The following is a 25,303-nucleotide window of genomic DNA, read 5'->3' on the forward strand; positions in this document are numbered from 1 at the left end:
CCCGCGAACCCACCCCGCCCGGCCAAGCGCGGCCTTTGATATCAGCGCCCAACCACGAGGGGCTCAGCCGTTCGCCGCCGCAAACGCCGGCCGCGTCAGGTTGTCCGCCTCGCCCTCGGTGCACAGCACTTCGTCTTCAATGCGGATGCCACCATACGGACGGAAGAAATCCACGCGGTCCCAGTTGATCGCATCACCATGGCCGGCATCCTTCACTTCGTTCAACAGCATGTCGATGAAGTACAGGCCCGGTTCAATGGTCACCACCATGCCCGGTTGCAGTACGCGGGTCAGGCGCAGGTACGGGTGGCCCGCCGGGCGCTCGATGCGGCCGCCCTCGTCGCTGGCCGCGAAACCGGCCACGTCGTGCACCTGCAGGCCGATCAGGTGGCCGATGCCGTGCGGGAAGAACGCGGCGCTGACGCCGGTCTCCAGCGCGGTCTGCGGCGAGACCTTGATCACGCCGAAGTCCTTCAGCACGCCCATCAGCGAAAGATGTGCGTCCACGTGCAGCTGCCTGTAGTCGAAGCCCGGGCGCACCGCTGCGCACATCTGCTGCTGGGCGGCGTCGACGGCAGCAATCATCGCAGCGAATTCGTCGTGGCCCTGCGCGGCGTAGGTACGGGTGATGTCGCTGGCGTAGCCGTGCGCGCTGGCGCCTGCATCGATCAGGAAGCTGCGCAGCGGCTGCGGCGCCTTGCGGCCCAGCTCGGTGTAATGCAGCACGGCGGCATGTTCATTGAGCGCCACGATGTTGCCGTAGGGCAGCTCGTTGGCATCCTGGCCCACTGCCTGGCAGTACGCCATGTGGATGCTGAATTCGTCGGCGCCGTTGCGGAACGCGGCTTCGGCGGCGCGGTGGCCGCGCACGCCCAGCACCTGCGCCTGGCGCATCAGCGCGATCTCATACGGCGTCTTGCTGCCGCGGTGCCATTCCAGGTAGTTCACCACCGGTGCCGGGTTGTTCGGCACGTAGCTGCACAGCGCGCTCTGCGGCTCGCCGAGGATCGCACAGCGCGACGGGGCGGCCGGCAGCAGGGCCAGCGCCTCTTCGGGCTTGCGGATGATGTGGATGTCGAAGTGCTCCACCCACCAGCCGCTGGGGGCATCCGGTACCACGTGCCAGTAATCGAAGGGCTGGTGGAAGATCACCGCCGGGCGCTTGCCCGGGGTGAACACGATCCAGCTGTTGGGCACCCGGGTCAGCGGCAGCCAGGCCTTGAACTGCGGATTGACCGCGTACGGGTAGTCGCGATCGTCGAACACCTGGTAGTGCAGGGTGCCGCTGGGCACGACCAGATGGTCGAAGCCGCCGCGGGCCAGCGCCTGTTCGGCACGTCGGCACAGCACGGCCAGGTGGTCGGGGTACAGGGCGCCGGGGTCTTGCTGGATCATTGCGGTGGCTCGACACGGAAAACGGCCCTAGATTCTGCCGCATACCGGGAAAAACCGCTGTGCTGGAACCGGCACTCAGGCCGTCGAAACCGGTGCCTCGTCGCTGTCTTCGCCTATCCACTGGCGCAGCAGCTGCCGATGTTCGCGTGACAGGGTGAGGAAGCGGAAGCCGGTCCAGCTCTGGCCGGGCACATGCGCCGGCTCGCTCCACAGCAGGTGCACGCCCACGTCAATGGCCTCGTGGCGGCCGTCACCGATCGGCAACGGGAAGCGGAACTGGTACAGCGCGTCCTCGCGCAGCGGGGTGCTGGCGAGCATCAACATGCCAGTCTCGGAGACATTGCCGAGCCGGCCCACCACGCATTCGCGCATCTGGTCGGTGACCGGTACCAGGTCCGAGACCTGGCGACGCGGCGCGCGGCGGGTGTCCTGCGGCGGTTGCACGTTCAAACGGACGCCTCCTTGTAACGGCCGCCGGCCAGCGCACGCAGCGCACCGAGGCTGGCCTGCCATGCGCGATCGACCAGCCGCCCCTTGTCTTCGGTGACCAGCTGCGCACGTCCGGCGCTGATCTGCCGGGCCAGCGTATCAAGGTCGGTATCGGCGATCTTCTGCCCGCGCGGGTTGACGAACAGGGCGTGGCCGGTCAGCAGGCTGTACCAGGACAGGCGCTGGCGGCGCAGGGTGCCGTCACCGTTGTCGATGTCGAACCAGCTGCCAAAGGGCAGGGTCACGAGCTGCTGGTAGGCCGCCTCTTCGGCGCTGCTGCGCGGCGTGCGCGGGGCGTCGGCGCTGCCGCTGGCAGCATGTTCGCCCAGTCGTGCACGTGCCTTCAGGCGCGCACTGAGCTCGGTGCGCGAGGTGCTTTCATCCTCGCCTCCTGGCGTGGCCAGGCGGCGCGCAACGGCGGCGGCTTCCTCGGCGTGATAGCCGACCTGCACGAGCGCCGATTCCACCTCGCTGGCCAGCACCGCATCGGTGCCACCGTTGGCATCGACGGCCTGCGCGGTCACCGCGGCGATGCGCTCGGTCTGTAGCAGGCGTTCCTGCCACTGCGGCGAATCGTCGCCATGGCGCAGGCGGGTGAGGGTGAGTGCATCGGCCCAGGCCTGGCGCAGCAGGGTCTGCACGAAGCGCGGCGGCGCCTGTGTGTCGCAGCACTGGTCGATCTGCGCATTGGCCTGGCGACGCGCCAGTTCCAGCCGTTCCTTGCCACGCGCGGCCTCGACGTGGCGGCGCTCGGCCAGTTCGGCGCGATGGGCCGCCGCGCGCTGATGCTGCTGCACGTCCTCGTTGGCGGTGGCGAAGGCCTCGGGCGAGCGTGCATCCTGGCCGAGCAGACCCTGCACGCTCTGCGCCATGCGCTGCAGCAGCTGGGGGTCCACATCATCGTCGCCCAGCCAGTTGGCGCCGACTTCGGCAATCTGGTTGAGCAGTTCGCGTGCAGGGTGTTCGTCGCGCACGAAGAAGCCGGGGTCGGCCATCGCCGCACGTGCCAGCGGTACCTGCAGGCGCGCCAGCAGGGCGGCCGGCACCGGGTCGGGGCGCTGCTGTTGCTGCACCTGCTGCATCAGCAGGCGCAGCAGGTCGAGGTTGTCGCGGTCGTGGCCGCCCAGCTGGGCCTGCGCGCCGTGCTCGCTGCGCAGCTGGGCGACCACCGCGGCCTGCAGGTCGGCGACGCCGGTGGCCGCGCTGGACTGGGCTTGCAGCCGCGCGAGGACCGCATCGACGGCCGCACTGGGCACGGCGGCGGTGTCCGCAGGAGGGGCAGTGGCATGGCGGGCCTGCTGCAGCAATTCATGCAGCGCACTGCCGGTGGACGTGGTCACGCCAGCGGTGGCTGCGCCCGGCGTACCCGCGTCGTTGAATGCGTCCTGCACCAGGTTCGACCAGGAACCGGCCGGAGCGGAGCCGTTCCAGCCGGTCAACGGCGCGGCGGAACGCTTGGCAGGCTGGGTCGTGCGGCCGCCGCCCACCGACTGGGTGATGATCCGCCGGGTGCTCGACGAGCGTGCCAGGTACGGGGTGTAGACCAGGCCCGGCAGCACGCCATGCTGGGCCAGCAGCGCATTGGCGCGGTCCAGCACATCGCCCAGGCGTTCCAGCACCTGCCGCTCGAAGCTGCGGTACAGCGCAAGCTGCACCTCCACGCCAAGGGCGTCCTGTTCGGCGATCCGGCGCACCATCGCGCACAGGGCCTGCGGTGCCAGTGGCAGGGTGTCGGCCTCGAACGCCGGCGCCGCCGCGAGCACGCCCAGGCGCTGTCCCAGCAGGTTCAACGTATTGGTTGAACGCAGGGTCTCGCGCCGGATCATTTCGGTCAGCAGCAGGTCGCGATCCACCTCGTGCTCATCGACCAGCGACAGGCCGAGCGCGCCCGGTAGCGGCGGCGGCGAAGCAGGGGCCGCAGCGGCGGTGCACGGCTCGCGCAGGCCCGCCAGCGCTTCGGCCACGGCATCGAGCATGCGGTCGGCGAAATGGCCGGCGAAGGCGTGCAGCTGGCCACGCTGGGCCATCAGGTCCGCCTGCTGCATCGGATTGCGTGCACGGTCGGCGTCGTGCAGCAGCGTCTGCTCCAGCGCTTCGACGGTCAGGATCAGGGGCGCGGCCAGCGTTTGCCGGCACAGGCCGATCAACGCACCCAGCAGTTCACGCACCCGCGATGGCAGGTCGCTGGCGGCCAGGCGTGCTTTGTCGGCAGAGGTGATGGAAAAGACAGCTGACATCGGCGAGCGGTACCCGGATTCCCGCGGATCGATCCTGTGAATCTACCGTGTCGGCCGCAGTCGGCGCTACTTTAGGCTGAACGTGTCTCACGTTCATCGGGCAGGGCCGACGGATGAACGGTAGTGCCGGCCAGCGGCCGGCACTACCCGGTATGGCGGAAGGCTTATTCCTCCAGGAACAGGCTCACCACATCGTTGGTGAACCGGCGGCCCAGCTCGGTCGGCTGCACATGACCCTCCGCCACCTCCAGCCAGCCGCGCTGGACGGCCTCGGCCAACGGAGCGTCCAGCACGCCGCGCGGCAGCCCGGTGCGCGACTCGAAATCGCGAAGGCCGAACCCTTCGTGCAGGCGTAGCAGGTTGAGCATGTACTCGAACGGCAGGCGCTCGGCTGCGATCACATCGTCACCCCCGAAAGAGGCCGGCGTGCCAGCGCTGTCCAGGTAGGCCTGCGGATGCTTCAGCTTCCAGCGGCGCAGCACGTGTTCTTCGGCGCCCGAGCTGATCTTGCCGTGCGCACCGGCACCGATGCCCAGGTAATCGCCGAAACGCCAGTAGTTCAGGTTGTGCGCGCTTTGCCGGCCGGGGCGCGCATAGGCGCTGACCTCGTACTGGCCGAAACCAGCCTGTGCCAGCAATGCCTGGCAGTGTTCCTGCATGTCCCAGGCGTTGTCTTCGTCGGGAATGCCCTGCGGCGGCCGCGCGAAGAACACCGTGTTCGGTTCCAGGGTCAGCTGGTAGTGCGAGATGTGCGCCGGCTGCAGCGCGAACGCACGCTCCAGGTCGGCCTCGGCGCCGGCCAGGGTCTGTTCCGGCAGCGCATACATCAGGTCGATGTTGAAATTGTCGTAGCCCGCGTCCTGCGCCATCTTCACCGCGCGCTCGGCTTCGCCACTGTCGTGGATGCGGCCGAGGCGCTTGAGCATGGCATCGTCGAAACTCTGGATGCCGAAGCTGAGGCGGTTCACGCCGGCCGCGCGGTAGCGGTCGAAACGGCCATGCTCGGCGGTGCCCGGGTTGGTTTCCAGGGTGATCTCGGCATTGGGGGCAAAGCGCAGGCGCGCGCTGGCCTGCTGCAGGAAGCGGTCGATCGCCTCCGGCGGGAACAGGCTGGGCGTACCGCCGCCGAAGAACACGCTGTGCACCACCCGGCCCCAGACCAGCGGCAGGTCCTGGTCCAGGTCGCGCAGCAGTGCATCGATGTAGGCCTCGAACGGCAACTCGCCCTTGGCCTGGTGCGAATTGAAATCGCAGTACGGGCATTTGCGCACGCACCACGGCAGGTGCACGTACAGCGACAGCGGTGGCGGCACCAGCCGCGGCGGGCTGTCGTGGTCAGCGGAGCAGGCTTCGCCGGGCAGGTGGTTGCAGTGGTCGTGGGCGTGCGGCATGGGCTTCATCGGTAGTGCCGGCCGTTGGCCGGCTTCCCTGGTTCGATCAGGTCGGGCGTCAGTACAGCGTCGCCAGCTGTTGCTTGAGCTGCTGCAGGGCAATGGCACGGTGGCTGATGGCGTTCTTCAGCGCCGGCTCCATTTCCGCGGCGGTCAGGCCGTGGGTGGTGTCCAGGAACACCGGGTTGTAGCCGAAACCATTCGTGCCACGCAGCTCACGGATGATCTGCCCTTCCCAGCGGCCTTCGCAGATCAGCGGCTGCGGGTCGGTGGCGTGGCGCAGCAGCACGATCACCGCATAGAAGCGGGCACTGCGCTGGCCATCGGGAACACCGGCCATCGCGTCCAGCAGCTTGGCGTTGTTGGCAGCGGCGTTGGTCGGGTGGCCGGCATAGCGCGCGCTGTACAGGCCCGGTGCACCACCCAGGGCATCGACGATCAGGCCGGAATCATCGGCCAGCGCCGGCAGGCCGGTCGCTTCGCAGGCGGCGCGTGCCTTCAGCAGCGCGTTCTCGACGAAGGTCAGGCCGGTCTCTTCCACGTCGCCCAGGCCCAGCTCGGCGGCCGAGGTGATCTGCAGCGGCAGGTCGGCGAGGATCTCCTGCATCTCCACCAGCTTGCCGGCATTGTGGCTGGCCAGTACCAGTTTCTTCATTGACGGGGCTCCAACAGGTCCCAGGTGTTGCCATACAGGTCGCGGAATACCGCGACCGTTGCATAGGGTTCTTCGCGCGGTGCTTCCAGGAACTCGACGCCGGCGGCCAGCATCGCCGCGTGGTCGCGGTGGAAGTCGTCGGTGTTGAGGAAGAAGCCGACGCGGCCACCGGTCTGGTTGCCGATGCGGCTGCGCTGTTCCTCGTCGCTGGCACGGGCCAGCAGCAGGGCGGCGGCGCTGCCGTCGGTCGGGCCGACCACCACCCAGCGCTTGTGCCCCTGGTCGATGTCTTCGAGCAATGCGAAGCCGAGCTTGCCGGTGTACCAGGCAATGGCTTCGTCATAGTCGGCCACCACCAGGGTGGTCAGGGCGATGCGCCGGTTCATGCCGACAGCGCCGCCTGCTGCGCGGCCAGCAGCTCGGCCACGCCCTTCTCGGCCAGGCCCAGCAGCGCGTCCAGTTCATCGCGACGGAAGGCGTGGCCTTCGGCGGTGCCCTGCAGCTCGATGAAGCCGCCACCGTCGTTCATCACCACGTTCATGTCGGTGTCGCAGTCGCTGTCTTCGGCGTAGTCCAGGTCCAGCACCGGGGTGCCGCGGTACACGCCCACCGACACTGCTGCAACTGCGCCCAGGACCGGGTTGCGCTTGATGTCGCCACGCTTCATCAGCACGTTCACCGCATCGACCAGGGCCACATAGGCGCCGGTGATGGCGGCGGTGCGGGTGCCACCGTCGGCCTGCAGCACGTCGCAGTCGAGGGTGATGGTGCGTTCGCCCAGCGCATTGCGGTCCACGCAGGCACGCAGGCTGCGGCCGATCAGGCGCTGGATCTCCAGCGTGCGACCGCCCTGCTTGCCACGGGCCGCTTCGCGGTCGCTGCGGGTATGGGTGGCGCGCGGCAGCATGCCGTACTCGGCGGTGACCCAGCCTTCGCCCTTGCCGCGCAAGAAGCCCGGCACGCGGTTCTCGACGCTGGCGGTGCACAGCACGCGGGTTTCGCCGAAGCACACCAGCACCGAACCTTCGGCGTGGCGGGTGAAGCCGCGTTGGATGACGACCGGGCGGAGCTGGTCGGGCTGGCGGCCGCTGGGGCGGGAGTCGGACATGGTGCGGGTTCCGTAATGGCGAGGGAGTACGCCGCCACGCCCGCGGCCTTCACGGGGCGGGCAAGGGGGCTCTGGTGAGGGCGCTAGGGTACCATTCCCCCTTTGCACGCACCGGACACATTCCATGATTCGAAGCATGACCGCCTATGCCGGCGGCGAGCGGGTCACCCCGTGGGGCACGCTGGGCTGCGAGCTGCGCTCGGTCAACCACCGCTTCCTGGAGGTCGGCACCCGCCTGCCCGAGGAACTGCGGGCGCTCGAACCGCAGCTGCGCGAGCGTATCGCCGCGCGCCTGAGCCGCGGCAAGCTGGATCTGGTGATGCGCCTGCGCGCGCCGGAGGCGGCTGCCAACCTGCAGGTGGACGAGGCCCTGCTGGGCCAGCTGGGCCGCCTGGCCCACCGCCTGACCTCCGATTTCCCGAACCTGCAGGTCAGCTTCACCGATCTGCTGCAGTTGCCGGGCGTGACCCGCGGCGAGGCAACGGATGCCGCCGCCCTGCAGGTCGAGGCGCTGGCCCTGCTGGACCAGGTGCTGGACGGCTTCGTCGAAGCGCGTGAGCGCGAAGGCGGCAAGCTGGCTGCGGCCATCAGCGAACGCGTGGACGGCATCGAACGCATCGCCACCGAAGTGCGCACCTTGATTCCGGCCATTCGCGACGGCCAGCGCGCCAAGCTGGCCGCCCGTCTGGCTGACCTGCCGCACCCGGTCGACCCGGGCCGTGCGGAGCAGGAGCTGGTCCTGTGGCTGCAGAAGCTGGACGTGGATGAAGAGCTGGACCGCCTCGGCAGCCACATCGTCGAGATCCGCCGCGTGCTCAAGCAGCGCGAGCCGGTCGGTCGCCGCCTGGACTTCCTGCTGCAGGAGTTCAACCGCGAAGCCAATACGCTGGGCTCGAAGTCGGTGGACAGCCGCACGTCCAATGCCGCGGTGGAGCTGAAGGTGCTGATCGACCAGATCCGCGAGCAGGTGCAGAACATCGAATGATGTTGCGTGCAGCGATACAGCAGGGGCGCCTTCGGGCGCCCTTGTCGTTCCAGCGCATCAGCGCACGCTGACGCCCGGCGCCCCTTCACCCAATCGCCCGACCACGGCCGCCTGGCCGAACCCTGCGTCGTGGAAGCAGGCCAGCACCGCATTCGCTGCCTCCGGGGCGCAGGACACCAACAGCCCGCCACTGGTCTGCGGATCGGTCAGCAGTGGCTGCCAGTGGCCGGCCAAGCGCTCGGCGAAGCGCACTTCGGCGCCGTACGAGGCCCAGTTGCGGTTGGAGGCGCCGGTCACGCAGCCGCGCTGCTGCAGCTCCAGCGCCTGCGGCAGCAGCGGCACCTTTGCACTGTCCACTTCGGCGGCGACGCCGCTGGCGCGGCATACTTCCAGCAGGTGGCCGAGCAGGCCGAAGCCGGTGACGTCGGTCATCGCGTGCACGCCGTCCAGCGCGGCCAGCGGCACGCCCACGCTGTTCAGGCGGGTGGTCGACGCGATCATCTGCCGGTAGCCCTCTGCATCCAGCACTTCTTTCTTCAGCGCCGACGAGTACACGCCCACGCCCAACGGCTTGCCCAGCACCAGCACATCGCCGGCGCGGGCATCGGCATTGCGCTTGAGCCGCTGCGGATCGAGCACGCCGATCGCGGCCAGGCCGTAGATCGGTTCCACCGAATCGATGCTGTGGCCGCCGGCCACCACGATGCCGGCGTCGGCGCAGGCACGCTCGCCGCCCTGCAGGATGCCGCGGATGGTGTCCTGCGGCAGGGTGTTGATCGGCATGCCGACGATGGCCAGCGCGAACAGCGGCCGCGCGCCCATCGCGTACAGGTCCGACAACGCGTTGGTGGCGGCGATGCGGCCGAAGTCGAACGGGTCGTCGACAATGGGCATGAAGAAATCGGTGGTGGCGACGATTGCCTGCCGGTCATCGAGGCGGTACACCGCGGCGTCGTCGCTGGTCTCGCGGCCAACCAGCAGTTCGGCCGGTGCGGGAAGTGCTGGAACGCCGCGCAGCAGTTCGCTCAGCACGCCCGGCGCGATCTTGCAGCCGCAGCCGCCGCCATGCGCGAGAGAGGTCAGTCGTTGCGGGGCATCGGCCGTTGATGGGGCGGGTGACTGCGCGTGCGTGGCCATGCCGACATCTCCTGCGGAAACACGAATGGCGGAAGGCAGCAGGAGTCGAACCTACCAGGGAACGATCGACGCCCCCTACTGGGTTTGAAGCCCAGCCACATGCCCGGATGCGCATGCCTTCCGAAAGTACGGCGGTACCGGTGGGCTCAGTCGCGGGCTGCGTTCCACTGCAAGTCGCCGCGCGGCCGATGCTGGTCACCGACGCGTCGAGTGTAGCCAACGCGATTGAAGAACTCCAAGATCTGGATGCTGCGTTTGCGGCCCAGGCCGATGGCATCGCGGAAGGCCGCCGCATCCACCGCGCCGCTGGCCTGTGACAGCTGCGCGACCATCGCGGCGAGTTCCGCAATGCGCGCGGGTGCATAGAACAGGTCCGGCACCACCTGGAACAGTTCGCCACGTGCGGCGGCGCGGCGCAGGACGGCGCGGACATCGTCTTCGGTCAGTCCGAAGTCGGCGGCCAGAGTACGCACCCACGGCGGATCGAAGCCACCGGCGTGCAGTTGCGGCAGCACGCGTTCCAGCAGCAGGCGCTCGCGTTCCGGTGGCGCATGGTCATGGCCGGGCAGGCGCCACCAGGCGCCCACGCGTTGCACGCTGCCGTCGTCCAGCAGGTCCTGCAGCAGCGCATTCCAGAGCCCCGTCGCAAGCGCGGGCAGGGTGCTGCGTTGCAGGCGCCCGCTGTCGACACCGGGTTCGTCCGGGCGTCGCTCATGCCAGCTATGCAGCGATGTGATCACCTGCTCGCGCAGCACCTGCCAGTGCGAGGCAAGGATGACCACCGTGTCCTCGCGGGTGATGATGCGCTGTGCGTCTGGAGGAAGATCGATCCGGTCGGCCGCGCGCCGGCAGTAGCGTTGCAGCGCGGCCATGGCAATGCCGAAGGGCGCCTGCTGCAACAGCGGGCCGATTCCCGCACCTGTGGCCAGCTGCTCCAGTGCGCCCAGCCAGGCGAGCCGTGCCGGGCTGCGCCGGCGCCGCTGTGGCGGGTCCGGGTCGAGCGCGACGCCACCGCCCAGCGTGTGGGTCGCGGCGGAATCGCGGGCGATGAAGCGATCACCACACATCGCACAGACCGGTGCATCGAACACCAGCTGCACCAACTGCCCATCACCTTGGTCACGGTCCTCCAGCAGCACCACATGGGCCTGCCGGTGCATCGTGCCCCAGTGGATGTGCAGGGGTGCCCAGGCGCGCAGTGGTGCTGCCCGTGCGGACAGGCGCAGGCGCACATCGACGCGGGTGGTGGCCAGCAGCGCGCGCGGGTCGGCAATCCAGTCGCCACGATGAATCTCGTCGCGGGCGATGGCGGCCAGGTTCAACGCGCAGCGCTGTCCGGCCATCGCGTGTTCGCTGGCCTGGTTCTGCGCGTGGATGCTGCGTATGCGCACTTCAGTGGCGGCCGGCATCAGCTGCAGATGCTCGCCCACCGCGGCGACACCGCCATGTACCGCGCCGGTCGCCAATGTGCCGTGGCCGGCCAGCGAGAACACGCGGTCCACCGGCATGCGGAACAGCTCGCTGCGCAGCGCGGCCTGGCGCGCGTTGGCATCGCCGGCGGCCCATGCGTGCAGGTGGGTGCGCAGGGCGTTGATGCCTGCGTCATCGGGGGAAGTGCTGTTGCAGGCGAACACCGGCGCATCCTGCAGCGGCGTGCCGGCCAGCAGTGCAGCGATCTCGGTCTCGACCTGGGCCATGCGCGCGGCGTCCACCCGGTCGATCTTGGTGAGCGCCACTGCGCCGCGATCCACGCCCAGCAGCTGCAGGATCGCCAAGTGCTCGCGGGTCTGTGGCATCACACCGTCGTCGGCGGCAATCACCAGCAGCGCCATGTCGATGCCGGTAGCACCAGCCACCATCGTATGCACGAAGCGTTCATGGCCTGGCACGTCGACGAAACCCAGCGTCGCCGACGCGTCTCCAACTGAGCCGTCCACCGGGACATAGGCATAGCCCAGTTCAATGGAAATGCCGCGCGTGCGCTCTTCCTGCAGGCGATCGGTTTCGATGCCGGTCAGTGCCCGCACCAGGCGCGTCTTGCCATGGTCGATATGCCCGGCGGTGCCGACGATCATGGTTGCAGCGCGCCCCACTGGGCGAGGAAGTCCGCTTCGTCGGACGGTTCCAGGCAACGCAGGTCCAGCCACAATGCGTCCTCGCCGATGCGGCCCAGCACCGGTCGCGGCAGCTGGCGCAGGCGCTTGGCCAGGCGGTCCAGGCCGCCGCGTTGCGCAGTGGTGATGCGCAGGCCGGCACTGCCGAGCTGCGCCTGTGGCTGCGCACCACTGCCGATCTGGCTGTGCATCCGTGCCTGTTCAAGCATGTAGCCGGCCGGCAGCGCCGAGCGCATCGGCGGCAGCAGGCGCTGGGCCTGCGCATCCATGTCATCCTGTGTCCGCGAGAGCGTACGCAGCGTCGGCAGTCGTTGGGCCAACAGTTCCGGCTCGCGGTACAGGGCCAGCACCGCCGCCAGCGCGGCCAGGCCCATCTTGTCCATGCGCAGCGCGCGCTTGAGCGGGTTGCGGTTGATCCGCGCGATCAGGTCGGCGCGGCCGGCGATGATGCCGGCCTGCGGCCCGCCCAGCAGCTTGTCGCCACTGAACGAGACCAGATCGGCGCCCGCCGCCAGCGTTTCCTGCACGGTCGGCTCGTGCGGCAGGCCGAAGGCCGCCAGGTCGCACAGGCTGCCACTGCCCAGGTCCACCACCAGCGGCAGGCCATGGTCGTGCGCGATGGCTGCCATCGCCGCGGTGTTGACCTTGGCGGTGAAGCCGGTGATCGCGTAGTTGCTGGCATGCACTTCCATCAGCAGCGCGGTGCGCGCGCCGATGGCATGGGTGAAATCGGCGGGATGGGTACGATTGGTTGTACCCACTTCCACCAGCCGCGCGCCGGCGCTGCGCATCACATCGGGAATGCGGAAGGCACCGCCGATCTCCACCAGTTCGCCGCGCGACACCACCACCTCGCGGCGGTTGGCCAGGCTGTTGAGCAGCAGCAGGACCGCCGCCGCATTGTTGTTGACCACGGTGGCGGCTTCGGCACCGGTCAGCTCGCAGACCAGCGCCTGCACCCGTGCATCGCGGTCGCCGCGGCGGCCGCGGGTGATGTCGAATTCCAAGTCAACCGGTGCGGCCATCGCGCGGGTGACGGCCTGCACCGCGGCCTCGGGCAGCAGGGCGCGACCCAGGTTGGTATGCAGCACGGTGCCGGTCAGGTTGAACATCGGCTGCAGGTTCAGCCGTGCATCGGCGATGAGTGCGGCATCGAGCGCCGCGACCAGTGCCGGGCCTTCAATGGCCTGATGCAACTGCTCGGCCGAGAGCTGCGTGGCACTGATGCGCTCACGCAGCGCCTGCAGATGTACGCGCAGCAACTGGGTGATGCGGCTGCGGCCGTGATCTTCGATCAGTGCCGACAGCACCGGCAGGCGCAGCAGCTTGTCCAGCGAGGGCAGGGCGGCGGCCGATGCCGGGGCGGCGGAGGTGCGTGGCATCGGTCAGTCGTCGTCGGATTGCCACAGCAGCGGATTCTGGCTGGCTCGCGCGTAGCCTTCCTCGCCCAGCAGCAGGTCCAGCGCCAGCGTGCCAAGGTCATCAGCCACCGGTTCCAGCGACGGATCTTTTTCCAGATACAGGATCTTGCGGTAGCTGTGGCAGTGGTCGCAGGTTTCTGCACGTACCGCGCTCTCGCGCACCGCCTGGCCGGTATCGCCGTCGGCATCAGCCAGGGCGCGATAGGCGATGTCCTTGCCAGCGGCGCCACACTGGCTGCACTGCACGCGCACGTAGTGCCACTGGCAGGCGCACAACGAGCACGACAGGTAGCGGTAGGAGGCATAGGGCGGGCGGGCCTGCACCACGCTGGCCACCGGCAGGGTGCCGCACAGCGGGCACAGCCCTGGCGCATCGGCCAGCGGCTTCAGGTCGCTGGGGCGGAAGCTGGCCGCCAGTACTGCCCAATACACCTGCAACGCGTTCATCACCAGCAGCGCAGCGACCGCGTCGACCGGGGGCGCGTCATCGCGTTCCAGCACGGCGTGGGCCTGCGCATCCAGCCAGGTGTCGTCGGCGGCGGCGACGCGCAGCAATTCCTGCCGTGTTTCCGCCGGTAGCCCCGCTTCGTCGGCGCAGTGCCGGCACAGCGTGCGCAGCCAGTCGCGCCAGCGCCCGTCCAGATGAAGCGTGTTGGCGGGCCGCAACGGCATGCCGGCACTGGCGGCCGCGCTGGACTGCTGCGCGCGCGCGTGGTCCTGCAGCGCCTCGCGTTGCTGGGGTGTCAATTCCTCCAGCAGCGCCTGCTGTGCGTCGGCCAATGCCGCCAGCAGCTGCAGGTAACCGCCGATGGCGCTGTGCGCGGCCAGGCTGCGCAGGCGCGCCGCGCGTGTGGCGAACAGCGACCCGGTATCAGGCAGGATGATGCGCGGCACGTCGCGCGAGGCGAGCGTCTCGATCTCACCGGGTTCAAGGATGCGTTGCGCCATGCAGGGCCAGCCAGAAGAACCAGCCTCCATCCTCGCCGTTGTCAGCGCTGGCGTCCAGCGCACTGTAGGCCATTTGAAATGGTCGGGGTCAGATCCGTTTTCCACAGGAAAACGGATCTGACCCCATCGGTTGTTGCCGTGTTCATCGTGTCGACCAAGGTCGACACCTACCAAAAGCACCGGGGAACTGTCGAAGGCGCCTCTGCAGGTGCAGGGCCGCAGGCCCAGCCGTTATCCCTCTTCCCGACGTCCGCGCAGGATGTCGCGGAACCACTGCCGGTGGTGCTTGTACGCCCACCCATAGGTCACCTTGCCCTGGGTCATCGCCCGCACCGAGCCCTTGATCCAGAGCGCCGCATAGATGTGCACCACGATCGCGCACACCAGCACCCAACCGAACAACGCATGGGCCAGCACCGAGAAGCGGATCAGCCCGATCGGGAAGAGATGGCTGAAGTATTGCCGCCAGATCACGAAGCCGGTCAGCAGCAGTGCCGACAGGCAACCAATGATCGCCCAGAACAGGAGCTTCTGGCCGGCATTGAAACGGCCCACCGGCGGCAGCTTCTCATCCTCGTTGCGCAGTACATCGCGCATGCCGCGCATCCATGCGCGATCGTCGGCGGTCGGCAGATTGTCGCGCCACATGCGGAACGCCAGCAGCGCAAAGCCCACCACCATGGCCAGCCCGATGAACGGATGCAGGATGCGCGTCCACGGGCCGCCACCGAACAGCTGGGTCAACGGGAACAGGGCAGGGTGGAACAGCGCCAGCCCGGACAGCGCGGTCAGCACGAAGCAGATCGCCACGATCCAGTGGTTGATGCGGGTCGGTGCGCGGTAGCGGATGATCTGCCGCGGGTGCGGGGCGTACTTCATGGCCGCTGCTCCTCTTCGATCTTCTTCGCCTCGTGTTCGGCTTCCTCTTCTTCCTCGTCATTGACCGTGTTGCGGCCGATGCCGATGTAATGCAGGAAGCCGGCGAAGGCGGTGGCGGCGATCGCCAGCACGCCCAGCGGCTTGGCCACGCCCTTCCAGACTTCCACCATCGGGCTGATCCGCGGGTCCTTGGGCAGGTCGGCATACAGCTCCGGCTTGTCCACATGCTGCAGCACGTACATCACGTGGGTGCCACCCACGCCCTGCGGGTCGTACAGGCCGGCGTTCCCGTAGCCGCGCGATTTCAGGTCTTCCACGCGGCCGGCCGCGTGCTCGGTCATCGCCTGCTTGCTGCCGAAGGTGATCGCCCCGGTCGGGCAGGTCTTCACGCAGGCCGGTTCCTGGCCTACCGCCACCCGGTCCGAACACAGCGTGCACTTGTAGGCCTTGTGGTCCTTCTTGGAAATGCGCGGCACGTCGAACGGGCAACCGGTCACGCAGTAGCCGCAGCCGATGCAGTTCTCTTCCTGGAAGTCGACGATGCCGTTGGCGTACTGGATGATCGCGCCCGGCGACGGGCAGGCCTTCAGGCAGCCCGGGTCGCTGCAGTGCATGCAGCCCTCCTTGCGGATCAGCCACTCCAGCTTGCCCTTCTCGTCCTCGTACTCGCGGAACTTCATCACCGTCCACGACTGGTCGCTCAGGTCGGGCGGGTTGTCATAGCTGCCAACGCAGCTGCCGACCTCGTCGCGCAGGTCGTTCCATTCCATGCAGGCGACCTGGCAGGCCTTGCAGCCGATGCATTTGCTCACATCGATCAGCTTGGCGACCTGGCCGGTGTGCGCACCGCGCGCTTCCGGCGAGGGCGTGGTGGTGGCCGAGCGGCGGATGATGTCCAGCGATTGCAGTGACATGGCGTGTCTCCTACACCTTCTCGACCTTGACCAGGATGCACTTCGATTCGGGCGTCTGCGAGTTGCCGTCACCGATGGCGTTGGTCAGCGTGTTGGCGATGTATCCGGGCTTGGCCGCACCGAGGAAGCCCCAGTGGATCGGCACGCCCACCTGGTGCACGGTCCGGCCATCGATCTGCAGGGCCTTGATGCGCTTGGTCACCATCGCCACCGCTTCGATGTGTCCACGCTTGGAACTGACCCGCACACGGCTGCCGTTGCTGATGCCCAGCTCGTCGGCCAGGGCCGCGCCGATCTCGACGAACTGCTCGGGCTGGATGATGGCGTTCAACTTGCCGTGCTTGGTCCAGAAGTGGAAGTGCTCGGTCAGGCGGTAGGTGGTGGCCACATGCGGGAACTCGTCCGGCGAACCGATCTGTGCGCGATCGCTGGCGAATACGCGGGCGGCCGGGTTGTTCAGCGTCAGTGCCTGGCCGGGGCTGAGCGGATTGCTGCGCAGTGGCGTGTCGAATGGCTCGTAGTGCTCCGGGAACGGCCCTTCGGCCATGCCGGCCTTGGCGAAGAAGCGGGCGATGCCTTCCGGGTTCATGATGAACGGGCCCATCCCGCCGGCGGGATCTTCGTCGGCCTTGAAGTCCGGTACGTCCACGCTGCCCCAGTTCTTGCCGTTCCAGGCCAGCAGCGTGCGGCGCGGGTCGAACGGCTGGCCGGCCACGTCGCACGACGCGCGGTTGTACATCACGCGGCGATTGGCCGGCCACGCCCAGGCCCAGCCCAGCGTGTTGCCGATGCCGGTGGGGTCGCTGTTGTCACGCCGCGCCATCATGTTGCCGGTCGGGCCCCAGGCACCGATGTAGATCCAGCAGCCCGACGCGGTGCTGCCATCGTCGCGCAGGTCGCCGAATGCGGCCAGCTGCTCGCCGGCCTTGCGCACCAGCCTGGTCGGGTCCTTCGGATCGAACACGTCGGCCAGCGCCTTGCCGTTGTATTCCATCGCCAGCTCTTCCGGCGTCGGCAGCTCCGGGTTGGAATACTTCCAGGCCAGGTCGCGCACCGGCTCCCACCACGCACCGCCGTCCTTCTCGTACATCGCCTTGATGCGATGGAACAGCTCGGACATGATCTCGATGTCGCTGCGCGCTTCACCCGGCGGATTGGCGCCCTTCCAGTGCCACTGCAGCCAGCGCGAGGAGTTCACCACCGCGCCGTTCTCCTCGGCGAAGGACGTGGTGGGCAGGCGGAATACTTCGGTCTGGATCGTGCTCGGGTCGACGTCGTTCAACGCGCCGTGGTTCTGCCAGAAGGCGATGGTCTCGGTTTCCAGCGGGTCCATGCTGACCATGAACTTCAGCTTGGAGAACGCGCTGATCAGCTTGCCCTTGTTAGGCGCCGAGGCCAGCGGGTTGAAACCCTGGCAGATGTAGCCGTGGATCTTGCCCTCGTTCATCAGCTCGTACGCCTGCAGCATGTCGTACGGCTTGTCGAGCTTGGGCAGGTAATCGAAGCACCAGTTGTTGTCGGCGGTGGCGGCATCGCCCCACCACGATTTCATCAGGCTGACGTGGAACTTCGGATAGTTCTGCCAGAACGACATCTGGTTGGCGCGCAGCGGCTTCTGCGTGCGCTTGGCGATGTAGGCGTCGTAGTCCTGCTCGTCCTGCCTCGGCAGCGTCAGGTAGCCGGGCAGCAGGTCGGACATCAGGCCGATGTCGGTCAGGCCCTGGATGTTGGAATGCCCGCGCAGCGCGTTCATGCCGCCACCGGCCACGCCGATGTTGCCCAGCAGCAGCTGCACCATGGTGCCGGCACGCACGTTCTGTGCGCCGATCGAGTGCTGCGTCCATCCCAGCGCGTACAGGATGGTCATCGCCTTGTCCTTGCCGGCGGTGGACGCGATCATGTCCCAGATCTGGCGGATGCTGTCGGCCGGCGTGCCGCAGATGCGCTCGACCATCTCCACGGTGTAGCGCGCGTAGTGTTGTTTCAGCAGGTTGTAGACGCAGCGCGGGTCCTTCAGCGTCGGGTCGCTGCGTACGTAGCCGTCGTCACCGTAGGCGTAGTCCCAGCTGGAACGGTCGTAGCTGCGCTTCTCTTCGTTGTAACCCGAATACAGGCCGTCCTTGAAGGCGAATTCGTCCTTCACCAGGAACGGCATGTCGGTGTAGTTCAGCACGTACTCGTGCTGGATGCGGTCCTCGGTCAGCAGGTAGTTGATCAGGCCGCCCAGGAACACGATATCGGTACCGGTGCGGATCGGCGCGTACACGTCGGCCACCGCGGCCGAGCGGTTGAAGCGCGGATCGACCACGATCAGCCGGGCCTTGTTGTGTGCCTTGGCCTCGGTCACCCATTTGAACCCGCACGGGTGCGCCTCGGCGGCATTGCCACCCATGATCAGGATCAGGTCGGCATTCTTGATGTCGACCCAGTGGTTCGTCATCGCACCACGGCCTAGCGTCGGGGCAAGACCTGCCACCGTCGGGCCGTGTCAGACACGTGCCTGGTTGTCGAATGCCAGCATGCCAAGGGAGCGGACGACCTTGTGGGTCAGCACCGCAGTTTCATTGCTGGTGGCCGAGGCCGCCAGCATGCCGGTGGTCAGCCAGCGGTTGACCGTCTGCCCGGCCTCGTTCTTCTGCACGAAGTTGGCATCGCGGTCTTCCTTCATCAGCCGCGCGATGCGGTCCAGCGCATCGTCCCAGCTCAGCCGCTTCCACTCGTTCGAGCCCGGCGCGCGGTACTCGGGGTAGAGCAGGCGCGACTTGCTGTGGATGATGTCGGCCAGGCCGGCGCCCTTCGGGCACAGCGTGCCGCGGTTGACCGGATGGTCCGGGTCGCCTTCGATATGGAAGATGCTCGGCTCGGCGTTCTTGGCACCATCGCCGAGGCTGTACATCAGGATGCCGCAGGCCACCGAACAGTAGGTACAGGTGTTGCGGGTCTCGGTCGCGCGGGTCAGCTTGTACTGCCTGACCTCCGCGAGCGCGATGCCGGGCGCGAAGCCCATCAATGCCAGGCTGGAGCCGACCAGGGTTGTCCCGGTCACTTTCAGGAACTGGCGGCGGCTCATCGATGGCATGCCGTTCTCCTGGGATGGCGGGGAGGCGCAGGCCTCCGGGCTGTCGTTGGGTACGGCCCGGTTATAGCACAGGCCCCCGGATGTCCATGTGGCACAAGGCCCGGCGCCTGCCGGACGGGCGCGCAACGGGGCCGCTCTGGTAAAGTTGCGTGCCCGCCCCCCGGGGAAGCGTCTGCCGGGCCTGGTTCCAGGATGTTCCGCGCAGCCCCCGCCGTCCTGGCGCGATCCTCCGCGCCGGATCTGGAACACCGAGGAAAAATTTTGCGAAATCAACCCGTTGGATCCCCCGCATGAGCGCCCCGTCGAAGCCGTCGGACGCCGTTGCGCGCGGCACGCTGTACATCGTTGCCGCCCCCTCCGGCGCCGGCAAGAGCAGCATCGTCAATGCCACCCTGGCGCGTGACCCGCAGATCGCGCTGTCGATCTCCTTCACCTCGCGCGCGATGCGCCCGGGTGAGGTGAACGGCCAGCACTACCATTTCGTCTCTGCGGAAAAGTTCGAGGAAATGATCGCCGCTGGCGACTTCTTCGAGCATGCCTGGGTGCACGGCGACTGGAAGGGCACGGGCCGGCAGTCGGTGGAGCCGCAGCTGGCCGCCGGCCAGGACGTGCTGCTGGAAATCGACTGGCAGGGCGCGCAGCAGGTGCGCCAGCTCGTGCCGGGCACGGTCACCGTGTTCATCCTGCCGCCGTCCAGGCAGGCCCTGCAGGATCGCATGCGCAAGCGCGGCCAGGACAGCGAGGCGGTCATCGCCCAGCGCCTGGGCGCGGCGCGCGATGAAATGCTGCACTTCAACGAGTTCGACTACGTCATCGTCAACGAGGTGTTCGACACCGCCGTGGACGAGTTGTGCGCCATCTTCACCGCCAGCCGCCTGCGCCGGGAGGCCCAGAAGGTCCGCCACGCCGGCCTGATCCAGGCCCTGCTGACTCCCGATCCGGGCGCAACTGACTGATTCCAAAAGAATCGGGTAGGGGTTGGCTTGATTTTGTCCAGCCCCTGCCAGTACACTCCGTCCCCTTTCCCTCATTCGACTGAGCGGCCGACCGGTCGCCGGGAGCCCGTATGGCCCGCATCACCGTAGAAGATTGCCTGGAAGTCGTTAACAACCGTTTCGAACTGGTCATGATGGCATCCAAGCGTGCCCGCCAGCTCGCCAACGGCGTGCAGGCCACGCTGGACAACAGCGAGACCGAGGACAAGCCGACCGTGCTGGCGCTGCGCGAAATCGCCGCCCGCAAGATCGACAACGCGCTGATCGACGAAGTCGAGAAGGCCGAGCGTGAGCGCGCCGAGCGCGAAGCGCTGGAGTGGGCTGCCGCCGAAGTGGTCGCTGACGAAGACATGTCCAAGAACGACGATTGATCGCATCGATCAACGTAATCGTTGGATACACCGAACAGCCCGCCCCGTGCGGGCTGTTTCGCATTCAGGATTTGCCGTAAACGTCGCGCTGGAATAGGCTGCGGGCATGAACCCAGGCCCCACTGCCAAGGTCGCCGCAGCCCCCACTGCCGCCGTACCCGACTACGTCCTCCAGCTTGAACGCGCCGCCCATTACCTGCCGCCGGAACAGCTGCCGCTGTTGCGCCGTGCCTGGGAAGTCGGAGCCTCCGCGCACGCTGGGCAGACGCGCAAGTCGGGTGAGCCCTATATCACCCACCCGGTGGCGGTGGCCCAGGTGCTGGCCGAGCTCGGCCTGGACGTGGAAGCGCTGATCGCCGCGATCCTGCACGACACCATCGAAGACACGCCGCTGACCCGCGAGGCGCTGGCCGCCGAGTTCGGCGAAGCCGTGGCCGAACTGGTCGACGGCGTCACCAAGCTGGACAAGCTGAAGTTCCGCGACCGCCAGGAGGCGGCCGCCGAGAGCTTCCGCAAGATGCTGCTGGCGATGTCGCGCGACCTGCGCGTGATCATGATCAAGCTGGCCGACCGCCTGCACAACATGCGCACGCTGGGTGCGCAGAGCCGCGAAGCGCGCGGCCGCATCGCCCGCGAGACGCTGGAGATCTACGCGCCCATCGCCCAGCGCCTGGGCATGAGCCTGGTCAAGAGCGAGCTGCAGAACCTCGGTTTCAAGGCGCTGTACCCGTGGCGCCACGCCATCATCGAGAAACACATCCGCAGCCAGCCGGTGGTGCGTCGCGAGGCGATGGCGCAGGTGGAAGTGCAGCTGTCGCAGCGCCTGGCCAAGGAGGGGATCGAGCATCGGCTGATCAGCCGCATCAAGACCCCGTGGAGCATCTACAACAAGATGCGCGACGAGAACAAATCCTTCGACCAGGTGATGGATGTGTTCGGCTTCCGCCTGGTCGTGCGCAGCGTGCCCAGCTGCTACCACGCGCTGGGTTCGGTGCATGCCACCTTCAAGCCGCTGGATGGCCGCTTCCGCGACTTCATCGCCATTCCCAAGGCCAACGGTTACCAGTCGCTGCACACGGTGCTGTTCGGGCCGTATGGCTCGCCGATCGAAGTGCAGATCCGTACCGAGGAAATGGACCTGATCGCCGAACGCGGCGTGGCCGCGCACTGGACCTACAAGTTCGGCGGCGATTCGCCCAACAGCGCACAGAGCCGTGCCCACGCGTGGATCGTCGAGCTGATCGACTCGCAGCGTGCCGCCGGTTCCTCGCTGGAGTTCCTGGACAACGTCAAGGTCGACCTGTTCCCGGACGAGGTCTACCTGTTCACCCCGAAGGGCAAGATCCTGGCCCTGCCGCGCAATTCCACCGCGCTCGATTTCGCCTACGCCGTGCATACCGACGTCGGCAACATGGCGGTGGCCTCGCGCGTGGACAAGAAACTGGTGCCGCTGCGCACCAAGCTGGTGTCGGGGCAGTCGGTGGAGATCATCACCGCACGCTCGGCCACGCCGAAACCGCAGTGGCTGGAATTCGTGGTTACCAGCAAGGCGCGCACCGCCATCCGCCACCAGCTCAAGCAGCTGGAGCACGAGGATGCCGTGCAGCTGGGCCACCGCATGCTCGACCGTGCGCTGGAGGCGATGGATTCGTCGCTGGAGCGGCTGCCGAAGGGGCGTCTGGATGCGTTCCTGGCCGAACACCGCTTCCCGCGCCTGGAAGCCCTGCTGGCCGAGGTCGCGCTGGGCAACTGGATGCCGACCCAGGCCGCGCAGGCGCTGATGGCCTACGCCGAACTGCGTGGCGGCCCGCATTCGCGCCACCACTCGCAGGAAAAGATCCTGATCAACGGCAGCGAGCGTGGCGTGGTCACCTTCGCCGGCTGCTGCCAGCCGATTCCCGGCGACGAGATCATGGGCTACCACACCGCCGGCAAGGGCATCGTGGTGCACCGCATGGACTGCCCGAACCTGGCCGAGCTGCGCAAGTCGCCCGAGCGCTGGGTGCCGATCGGCTGGGACACCACCGTCTCCGGCGACTACGACACCTCGCTGGTGGTGGAAGTGGAGAACGGCACCGGCGTGCTGGCACAGCTGGCCGCTGCCATCGCGCAGAGCCACTCCAACATCGAGCGCGTGGACTACCTGGATCGCGATTTCAACGCCGCCGTGCTGGCGTTCAACATCCAGGTGCGCGACCGCAACCACCTGGCCGAAGTGATGCGCCGCCCCCCCCGCCAGCCGCCCGCCCAGACGCTACGCCCCCCCGCCGCCCACGCCATGCGTGTTTCACTTTCCGCGAACACGACACCCGGGGTCGCATCCGTTTCCCGCCGGGAAACGGATCCGACCCCCAGCCGATGCCGCGCCCACCCGGTACAATCACCGCTCTGTTTTCCCCCAAAGCACCGGAGCGACCCATGTCCCGCCAGATCATCAACACCGAAAAGGCCCCCGCCGCCATCGGCCCGTACTCGCAGGCCGTGCGCGCCGGCAACACCGTGTACTTCTCCGGCCAGATCCCGCTTGACCCGGCCACCGGCGACATCGTCGGCGCTGGCGACGTCGAAGCGCAGGCCCGTCGCGCCTTCGACAACCTCAAGGCCGTGGCCGAAGCCGCCGGCGGCTCGCTGGACAAGGTCGTGCGTCTGGGCCTGTACCTGACCGACCTGGGCGAGTTCGCCAAGGTCAACGCGGTCATGCAGGACTACTTCCAGGCCCCGTACCCGGCCCGTTCCACCATCGAAGTCTCCGGCCTGCCGAAGGGCGCCAGCTTCGAGGTCGACGCGGTGATGGTCATCGACTGACCACCACGTGGCACGCAAGGCGGCGGTCACCCCGGTCCTGTCACCGTCCGGCGAAGCATCCCTGGCGATGCTCGCCGGCGTCGGTCCGGCCGTGGCCGCCAAACTGCAGGCGCGTGGCCTGGCCACCCTGCAGGATCTCTGGCTTCACCTGCCCCTGCGCTATGAAGACCGGACCCGGCTGACCCGCATCGAAGACCTGCGCAACGGCGTGCCGGCGCAGGTGGAAGGGCGGGTGGTCGCGGTCGAGCGCGGCATGCGCTATCGACCGATGCTGAAGGTCGCGGTGGAGGACGAAGGGCAGGGCACCCTGGTGCTGCGCTTCTTCCATTTCCGCCAGCAGCAGGTCGGCCAGTTCGCGGTCGGCAACCGGCTGCGCTGCTTCGGCACGCCCAAGCCCGGCCACCTCGGCCTGGAAATCGTCCATCCCAGCTACCAGGTGCTGGGCCGCAACGATGATCCCGAACTCGGCGACCGCCTCGACCCGGTGTATCCCACCGTCGAAGGCGTGGGCCCGATGACGATGCGCAAGCTGATCGGCCAGGCCCTGGATCGCCTGCCCGAGGAGAGCACGCTGGAACTGCTGCCCAGCGGTTGGCTCGATGGCCTGGGCCTGCCGTCGCTGCGCAGCGCGCTGCTGACCGTGCACCGGCCACCGCCGGATGCCGACCTCGCCGCGCTGGCCGCCGGCACCCACCCGGCGCAGCGCCGCCTGGCGATGGAAGAACTGCTGGCCCACCACCTCAGCCTGCGTCGCCAGCGCATTGCCTTGCAGGCACACCATGCGCCGCCGCTGGCTGGTCCTGGCAAGTTGGCCAAGGCGCTGCTGAAGCAGCTGCCGTTCGCGCTCACCGGCGCGCAGGCGCGCGTGTTCAAGCAGATCCGTGAAGACCTCGCGCGCCCCAGCCCGATGCTGCGGCTGGTGCAGGGCGACGTCGGTTCCGGCAAGACCGTGGTGGCCGCACTGGCGGCGATGCTGGCGGTGGAGCAGGGCAAGCAGGTCGCATTGGCAGCGCCCACCGAACTGCTGGCCGAACAGCATCTCAACAACCTGCGCGGCTGGCTGGAGCCGCTCGATGTGCGTATCGCCTGGCTGGCCGGCAAGGTCACCGGCAAGGCACGCGCCAAGGTGATGGCGCAGGTCGCCAGCGGTGAAGCGCAGGTGGTGGTGGGTACCCACGCGCTGATGCAGGAGGCGGTGGTGTTCCAGGATCTGGCTCTGGCCATCGTCGACGAGCAGCACCGCTTCGGCGTGCACCAGCGCTTGGCGCTGCGCGACAAGGGCGCGGGTGGCAACAGCGTGCCGCACCAGCTGGTGATGACCGCCACGCCGATTCCGCGCACGCTGGCGATGTCCGAATACGCGGACCTGGATGTGTCGGCCATCGACGAGCTGCCGCCGGGCCGCACGCCGGTACAGACCGTCGCCCTCAACAATGACCGCCGCCCGGAGCTGATCGAGCGCATCGCGCTGGCCTGCCAGGAAGGGCGGCAGGTCTACTGGGTGTGCACGCTGATCGAGGAAAGCGAAGAGCTGGATGCCACTCCGGCGCAGGCCACCTACGAATCGCTGCAGGCACTGCTGCCCGGCGTGCGCGTGGGGCTGGTGCACGGGCGGCTGAAAGCGGCCGAGAAGCTGGCGACGATGGTGGCCTTCAAGGCCGGCGAGATCGACCTGCTGGTCGCGACCACGGTCATCGAAGTGGGTGTGGACGTACCGAATGCTTCGCTGATGGTGATCGAGAACGCCGAGCGCCTCGGCCTGGCCCAGCTGCACCAGCTGCGCGGCCGCGTCGGCCGTGGTTCGGCGGTGTCGCGCTGCGTGCTGCTGTACCAGGCTCCGCTTTCGCAGATGGCGCGCGAGCGCCTGCAGACCATGCGCGAAACCAACGATGGGTTCGTCATCGCGGAGAAGGATCTGGAACTGCGCGGCCCCGGCGAGCTGCTGGGCACCCGCCAGACCGGCCTGGCCGGTTTCCGCATCGCCGACCTGGCCCGCGACGCCGGGCTGCTGCCCGGCGTGCACGCACTGGCCGAGCGCCTGCTGGAGCAGCAGCCTGCACTGGCCGATCGGGTGGTGCAGCGATGGATCGGCACCGCCGTGCGCTACGCCTCGGCGTAAGCACCCTGGGGTCAGAGCCCTTTGCGCAGCAATGGCCTCTGACCCCATTTCCGGCACGCTCATCCACGCACGGCGTGGATCTACTGTAGAGCCGAGCCCACGCTCGGCTGCCGTGCGCGCTGCGCGCGGGAGTCGAGCATGGCTCGACTCTACAGAGAGCTCTTCCCCGCCATCCGCGGGAAACCCGTTTTTGACGTTGCTGTTGAAGTTGCCGGCCAGCGGCCGGCACTACCGCGGGTGCAGGGCGCAGCCCTGCCGAAC

At 68.0% G+C, this 25,303-nt stretch carries 19 protein-coding genes, 1 tRNA gene and 1 pseudogene; 6 read left to right on the plus strand and 15 right to left on the minus strand.

The genetic code is table 11. The features are described from left to right. Nucleotides 1-63 precede the first annotated feature (63 nt). The 7 genes from pepQ to rph form a co-directional block, all read right to left on the minus strand. The gene (pepQ, locus tag AC5JLE_RS17525; RefSeq protein WP_241884243.1) at nucleotides 64-1,395 is read right to left on the minus strand and encodes a Xaa-Pro dipeptidase; all 1,332 of its coding nucleotides are present in this window, start codon (nucleotides 1,393-1,395) and stop codon (nucleotides 64-66) included. Between the two features lie 75 nt (nucleotides 1,396-1,470). Beyond that, entirely contained in the window at nucleotides 1,471-1,845 is a 375-nt protein-coding gene (locus AC5JLE_RS17530; RefSeq protein ID WP_014648285.1) for a PilZ domain-containing protein, read from the minus strand. Beyond that, complete coding sequence (locus AC5JLE_RS17535) at nucleotides 1,842-4,121, minus strand: DUF1631 family protein (protein WP_496065504.1); 2,280 nt, start codon at nucleotides 4,119-4,121, stop codon at nucleotides 1,842-1,844. The genes AC5JLE_RS17530 and AC5JLE_RS17535 overlap by 4 nt, the downstream gene beginning before the upstream one ends. 164 nt (nucleotides 4,122-4,285) lie before the next feature. Next, nucleotides 4,286-5,512, minus strand: a complete 1,227-nt coding sequence (gene hemW / locus AC5JLE_RS17540; protein ID WP_496065505.1) for a radical SAM family heme chaperone HemW — start codon at nucleotides 5,510-5,512, stop codon at nucleotides 4,286-4,288. A 58-nt stretch (nucleotides 5,513-5,570) separates the two neighbouring features. After that, a complete protein-coding gene (rdgB, locus tag AC5JLE_RS17545; protein ID WP_014648282.1) occupies nucleotides 5,571-6,167 on the minus strand; it encodes an RdgB/HAM1 family non-canonical purine NTP pyrophosphatase in 597 nt (198 codons plus the stop codon). Next, nucleotides 6,164-6,553 (minus strand): VOC family protein, encoded by a 390-nt coding sequence (locus AC5JLE_RS17550; RefSeq protein WP_099552963.1) that lies wholly within the window; start codon nucleotides 6,551-6,553, stop codon nucleotides 6,164-6,166. Before AC5JLE_RS17550 ends, rdgB begins: the two co-directional genes overlap by 4 nt. Further along, on the minus strand, nucleotides 6,550-7,275 hold the full coding sequence (gene rph / locus AC5JLE_RS17555; RefSeq protein WP_014648280.1) for a ribonuclease PH: 726 nt from the start codon (nucleotides 7,273-7,275) through the stop codon (nucleotides 6,550-6,552). Before rph ends, AC5JLE_RS17550 begins: the two co-directional genes overlap by 4 nt. A gap of 124 nt (nucleotides 7,276-7,399) precedes the next feature. On the opposite strand from rph, the gene AC5JLE_RS17560 reads away from it, so the two are divergent. Beyond that, a complete protein-coding gene (locus tag AC5JLE_RS17560) occupies nucleotides 7,400-8,260 on the plus strand; it encodes a YicC/YloC family endoribonuclease (protein ID WP_005410888.1) in 861 nt (286 codons plus the stop codon). Nucleotides 8,261-8,317: 57 nt separating this feature from the next. Here AC5JLE_RS17560 and selD read toward each other — a convergent pair whose 3' ends face one another. The 8 genes from selD to fdnG form a co-directional block, all read right to left on the minus strand. Next, nucleotides 8,318-9,397, minus strand: coding sequence for a selenide, water dikinase SelD (gene selD, locus AC5JLE_RS17565; RefSeq protein ID WP_496065506.1), 1,080 nt, complete (start codon nucleotides 9,395-9,397; stop codon nucleotides 8,318-8,320). Nucleotides 9,398-9,423: 26 nt separating this feature from the next. Continuing rightward, nucleotides 9,424-9,519: transfer RNA gene (locus AC5JLE_RS17570), tRNA-Sec, on the minus strand. Between the two features lie 24 nt (nucleotides 9,520-9,543). After that, nucleotides 9,544-11,472: a selenocysteine-specific translation elongation factor gene (gene selB / locus AC5JLE_RS17575; protein ID WP_496065507.1), complete on the minus strand. Its 1,929-nt coding sequence runs from the start codon at nucleotides 11,470-11,472 to the stop codon at nucleotides 9,544-9,546. Then, complete coding sequence (gene selA / locus AC5JLE_RS17580; RefSeq protein ID WP_496065508.1) at nucleotides 11,469-12,893, minus strand: L-seryl-tRNA(Sec) selenium transferase; 1,425 nt, start codon at nucleotides 12,891-12,893, stop codon at nucleotides 11,469-11,471. The genes selB and selA overlap by 4 nt, the downstream gene beginning before the upstream one ends. A gap of 3 nt (nucleotides 12,894-12,896) precedes the next feature. After that, the gene (gene fdhE / locus AC5JLE_RS17585) at nucleotides 12,897-13,880 is read right to left on the minus strand and encodes a formate dehydrogenase accessory protein FdhE (RefSeq protein WP_496065509.1); all 984 of its coding nucleotides are present in this window, start codon (nucleotides 13,878-13,880) and stop codon (nucleotides 12,897-12,899) included. A gap of 231 nt (nucleotides 13,881-14,111) precedes the next feature. Then, complete coding sequence (locus AC5JLE_RS17590) at nucleotides 14,112-14,759, minus strand: formate dehydrogenase subunit gamma (RefSeq protein WP_100450557.1); 648 nt, start codon at nucleotides 14,757-14,759, stop codon at nucleotides 14,112-14,114. Continuing rightward, on the minus strand, nucleotides 14,756-15,673 hold the full coding sequence (fdxH, locus tag AC5JLE_RS17595; RefSeq protein ID WP_014648273.1) for a formate dehydrogenase subunit beta: 918 nt from the start codon (nucleotides 15,671-15,673) through the stop codon (nucleotides 14,756-14,758). The genes AC5JLE_RS17590 and fdxH overlap by 4 nt, the downstream gene beginning before the upstream one ends. A gap of 10 nt (nucleotides 15,674-15,683) precedes the next feature. Then, nucleotides 15,684-18,752, minus strand: coding sequence for a formate dehydrogenase-N subunit alpha (gene fdnG / locus AC5JLE_RS17600; protein WP_152906956.1), 3,069 nt, complete (start codon nucleotides 18,750-18,752; stop codon nucleotides 15,684-15,686). A 290-nt stretch (nucleotides 18,753-19,042) separates the two neighbouring features. Here fdnG and gmk point away from each other — a divergent pair, with 290 nt between their 5' ends. The 5 genes and pseudogenes from gmk to recG all read left to right on the plus strand — a co-directional run bounded on the left by gmk (nucleotide 19,043) and on the right by recG (nucleotide 25,042). Next, on the plus strand, nucleotides 19,043-19,708 hold the full coding sequence (gene gmk, locus AC5JLE_RS17605; protein ID WP_496065510.1) for a guanylate kinase: 666 nt from the start codon (nucleotides 19,043-19,045) through the stop codon (nucleotides 19,706-19,708). A 110-nt stretch (nucleotides 19,709-19,818) separates the two neighbouring features. After that, nucleotides 19,819-20,118 (plus strand): DNA-directed RNA polymerase subunit omega, encoded by a 300-nt coding sequence (rpoZ, locus tag AC5JLE_RS17610; RefSeq protein ID WP_005410877.1) that lies wholly within the window; start codon nucleotides 19,819-19,821, stop codon nucleotides 20,116-20,118. A 106-nt stretch (nucleotides 20,119-20,224) separates the two neighbouring features. Further along, a pseudogene (locus AC5JLE_RS17615) lies at nucleotides 20,225-22,375 on the plus strand (RelA/SpoT family protein); the annotation flags it as partial. A gap of 161 nt (nucleotides 22,376-22,536) precedes the next feature. After that, nucleotides 22,537-22,923, plus strand: coding sequence for a RidA family protein (locus AC5JLE_RS17620; RefSeq protein WP_005418954.1), 387 nt, complete (start codon nucleotides 22,537-22,539; stop codon nucleotides 22,921-22,923). Between the two features lie 7 nt (nucleotides 22,924-22,930). Next, nucleotides 22,931-25,042 carry an ATP-dependent DNA helicase RecG gene (recG, locus tag AC5JLE_RS17625; protein ID WP_496065511.1) on the plus strand — a complete coding sequence of 704 codons (2,112 nt, stop codon included), beginning with the start codon at nucleotides 22,931-22,933 and terminating at the stop codon, nucleotides 25,040-25,042. Nucleotides 25,043-25,303 lie beyond the last annotated feature (261 nt).

The organism is Stenotrophomonas sp. (assembly GCF_059505245.1).

Bases quoted from the DNA above. Each gene is read 5' to 3' on its own strand.
- fdhE (WP_496065509.1), bottom strand. From the start codon at position 13,880: ATGGCGCAACGCATCCTTGAACCCGGTGAGATCGAGACGCTCGCCTCG.
- hemW (WP_496065505.1), bottom strand. From the start codon at position 5,512: ATGCCGCACGCCCACGACCACTGCAACCACCTGCCCGGCGAAGCCTGC.
- gmk (WP_496065510.1), top strand. From the start codon at position 19,043: ATGAGCGCCCCGTCGAAGCCGTCGGACGCCGTTGCGCGCGGCACGCTG.
- AC5JLE_RS17620 (WP_005418954.1), top strand. From the start codon at position 22,537: ATGTCCCGCCAGATCATCAACACCGAAAAGGCCCCCGCCGCCATCGGC.
- selD (WP_496065506.1), bottom strand. From the start codon at position 9,397: ATGGCCACGCACGCGCAGTCACCCGCCCCATCAACGGCCGATGCCCCG.
- AC5JLE_RS17590 (WP_100450557.1), bottom strand. From the start codon at position 14,759: ATGAAGTACGCCCCGCACCCGCGGCAGATCATCCGCTACCGCGCACCG.
- rdgB (WP_014648282.1), bottom strand. From the start codon at position 6,167: ATGAAGAAACTGGTACTGGCCAGCCACAATGCCGGCAAGCTGGTGGAG.
- rph (WP_014648280.1), bottom strand. From the start codon at position 7,275: ATGTCCGACTCCCGCCCCAGCGGCCGCCAGCCCGACCAGCTCCGCCCG.
- selA (WP_496065508.1), bottom strand. From the start codon at position 12,893: ATGCCACGCACCTCCGCCGCCCCGGCATCGGCCGCCGCCCTGCCCTCG.
- selB (WP_496065507.1), bottom strand. From the start codon at position 11,472: ATGATCGTCGGCACCGCCGGGCATATCGACCATGGCAAGACGCGCCTG.
- pepQ (WP_241884243.1), bottom strand. From the start codon at position 1,395: ATGATCCAGCAAGACCCCGGCGCCCTGTACCCCGACCACCTGGCCGTG.
- rpoZ (WP_005410877.1), top strand. From the start codon at position 19,819: ATGGCCCGCATCACCGTAGAAGATTGCCTGGAAGTCGTTAACAACCGT.
- AC5JLE_RS17560 (WP_005410888.1), top strand. From the start codon at position 7,400: ATGATTCGAAGCATGACCGCCTATGCCGGCGGCGAGCGGGTCACCCCG.
- AC5JLE_RS17535 (WP_496065504.1), bottom strand. From the start codon at position 4,121: ATGTCAGCTGTCTTTTCCATCACCTCTGCCGACAAAGCACGCCTGGCC.
- fdxH (WP_014648273.1), bottom strand. From the start codon at position 15,673: ATGTCACTGCAATCGCTGGACATCATCCGCCGCTCGGCCACCACCACG.
- AC5JLE_RS17550 (WP_099552963.1), bottom strand. From the start codon at position 6,553: ATGAACCGGCGCATCGCCCTGACCACCCTGGTGGTGGCCGACTATGAC.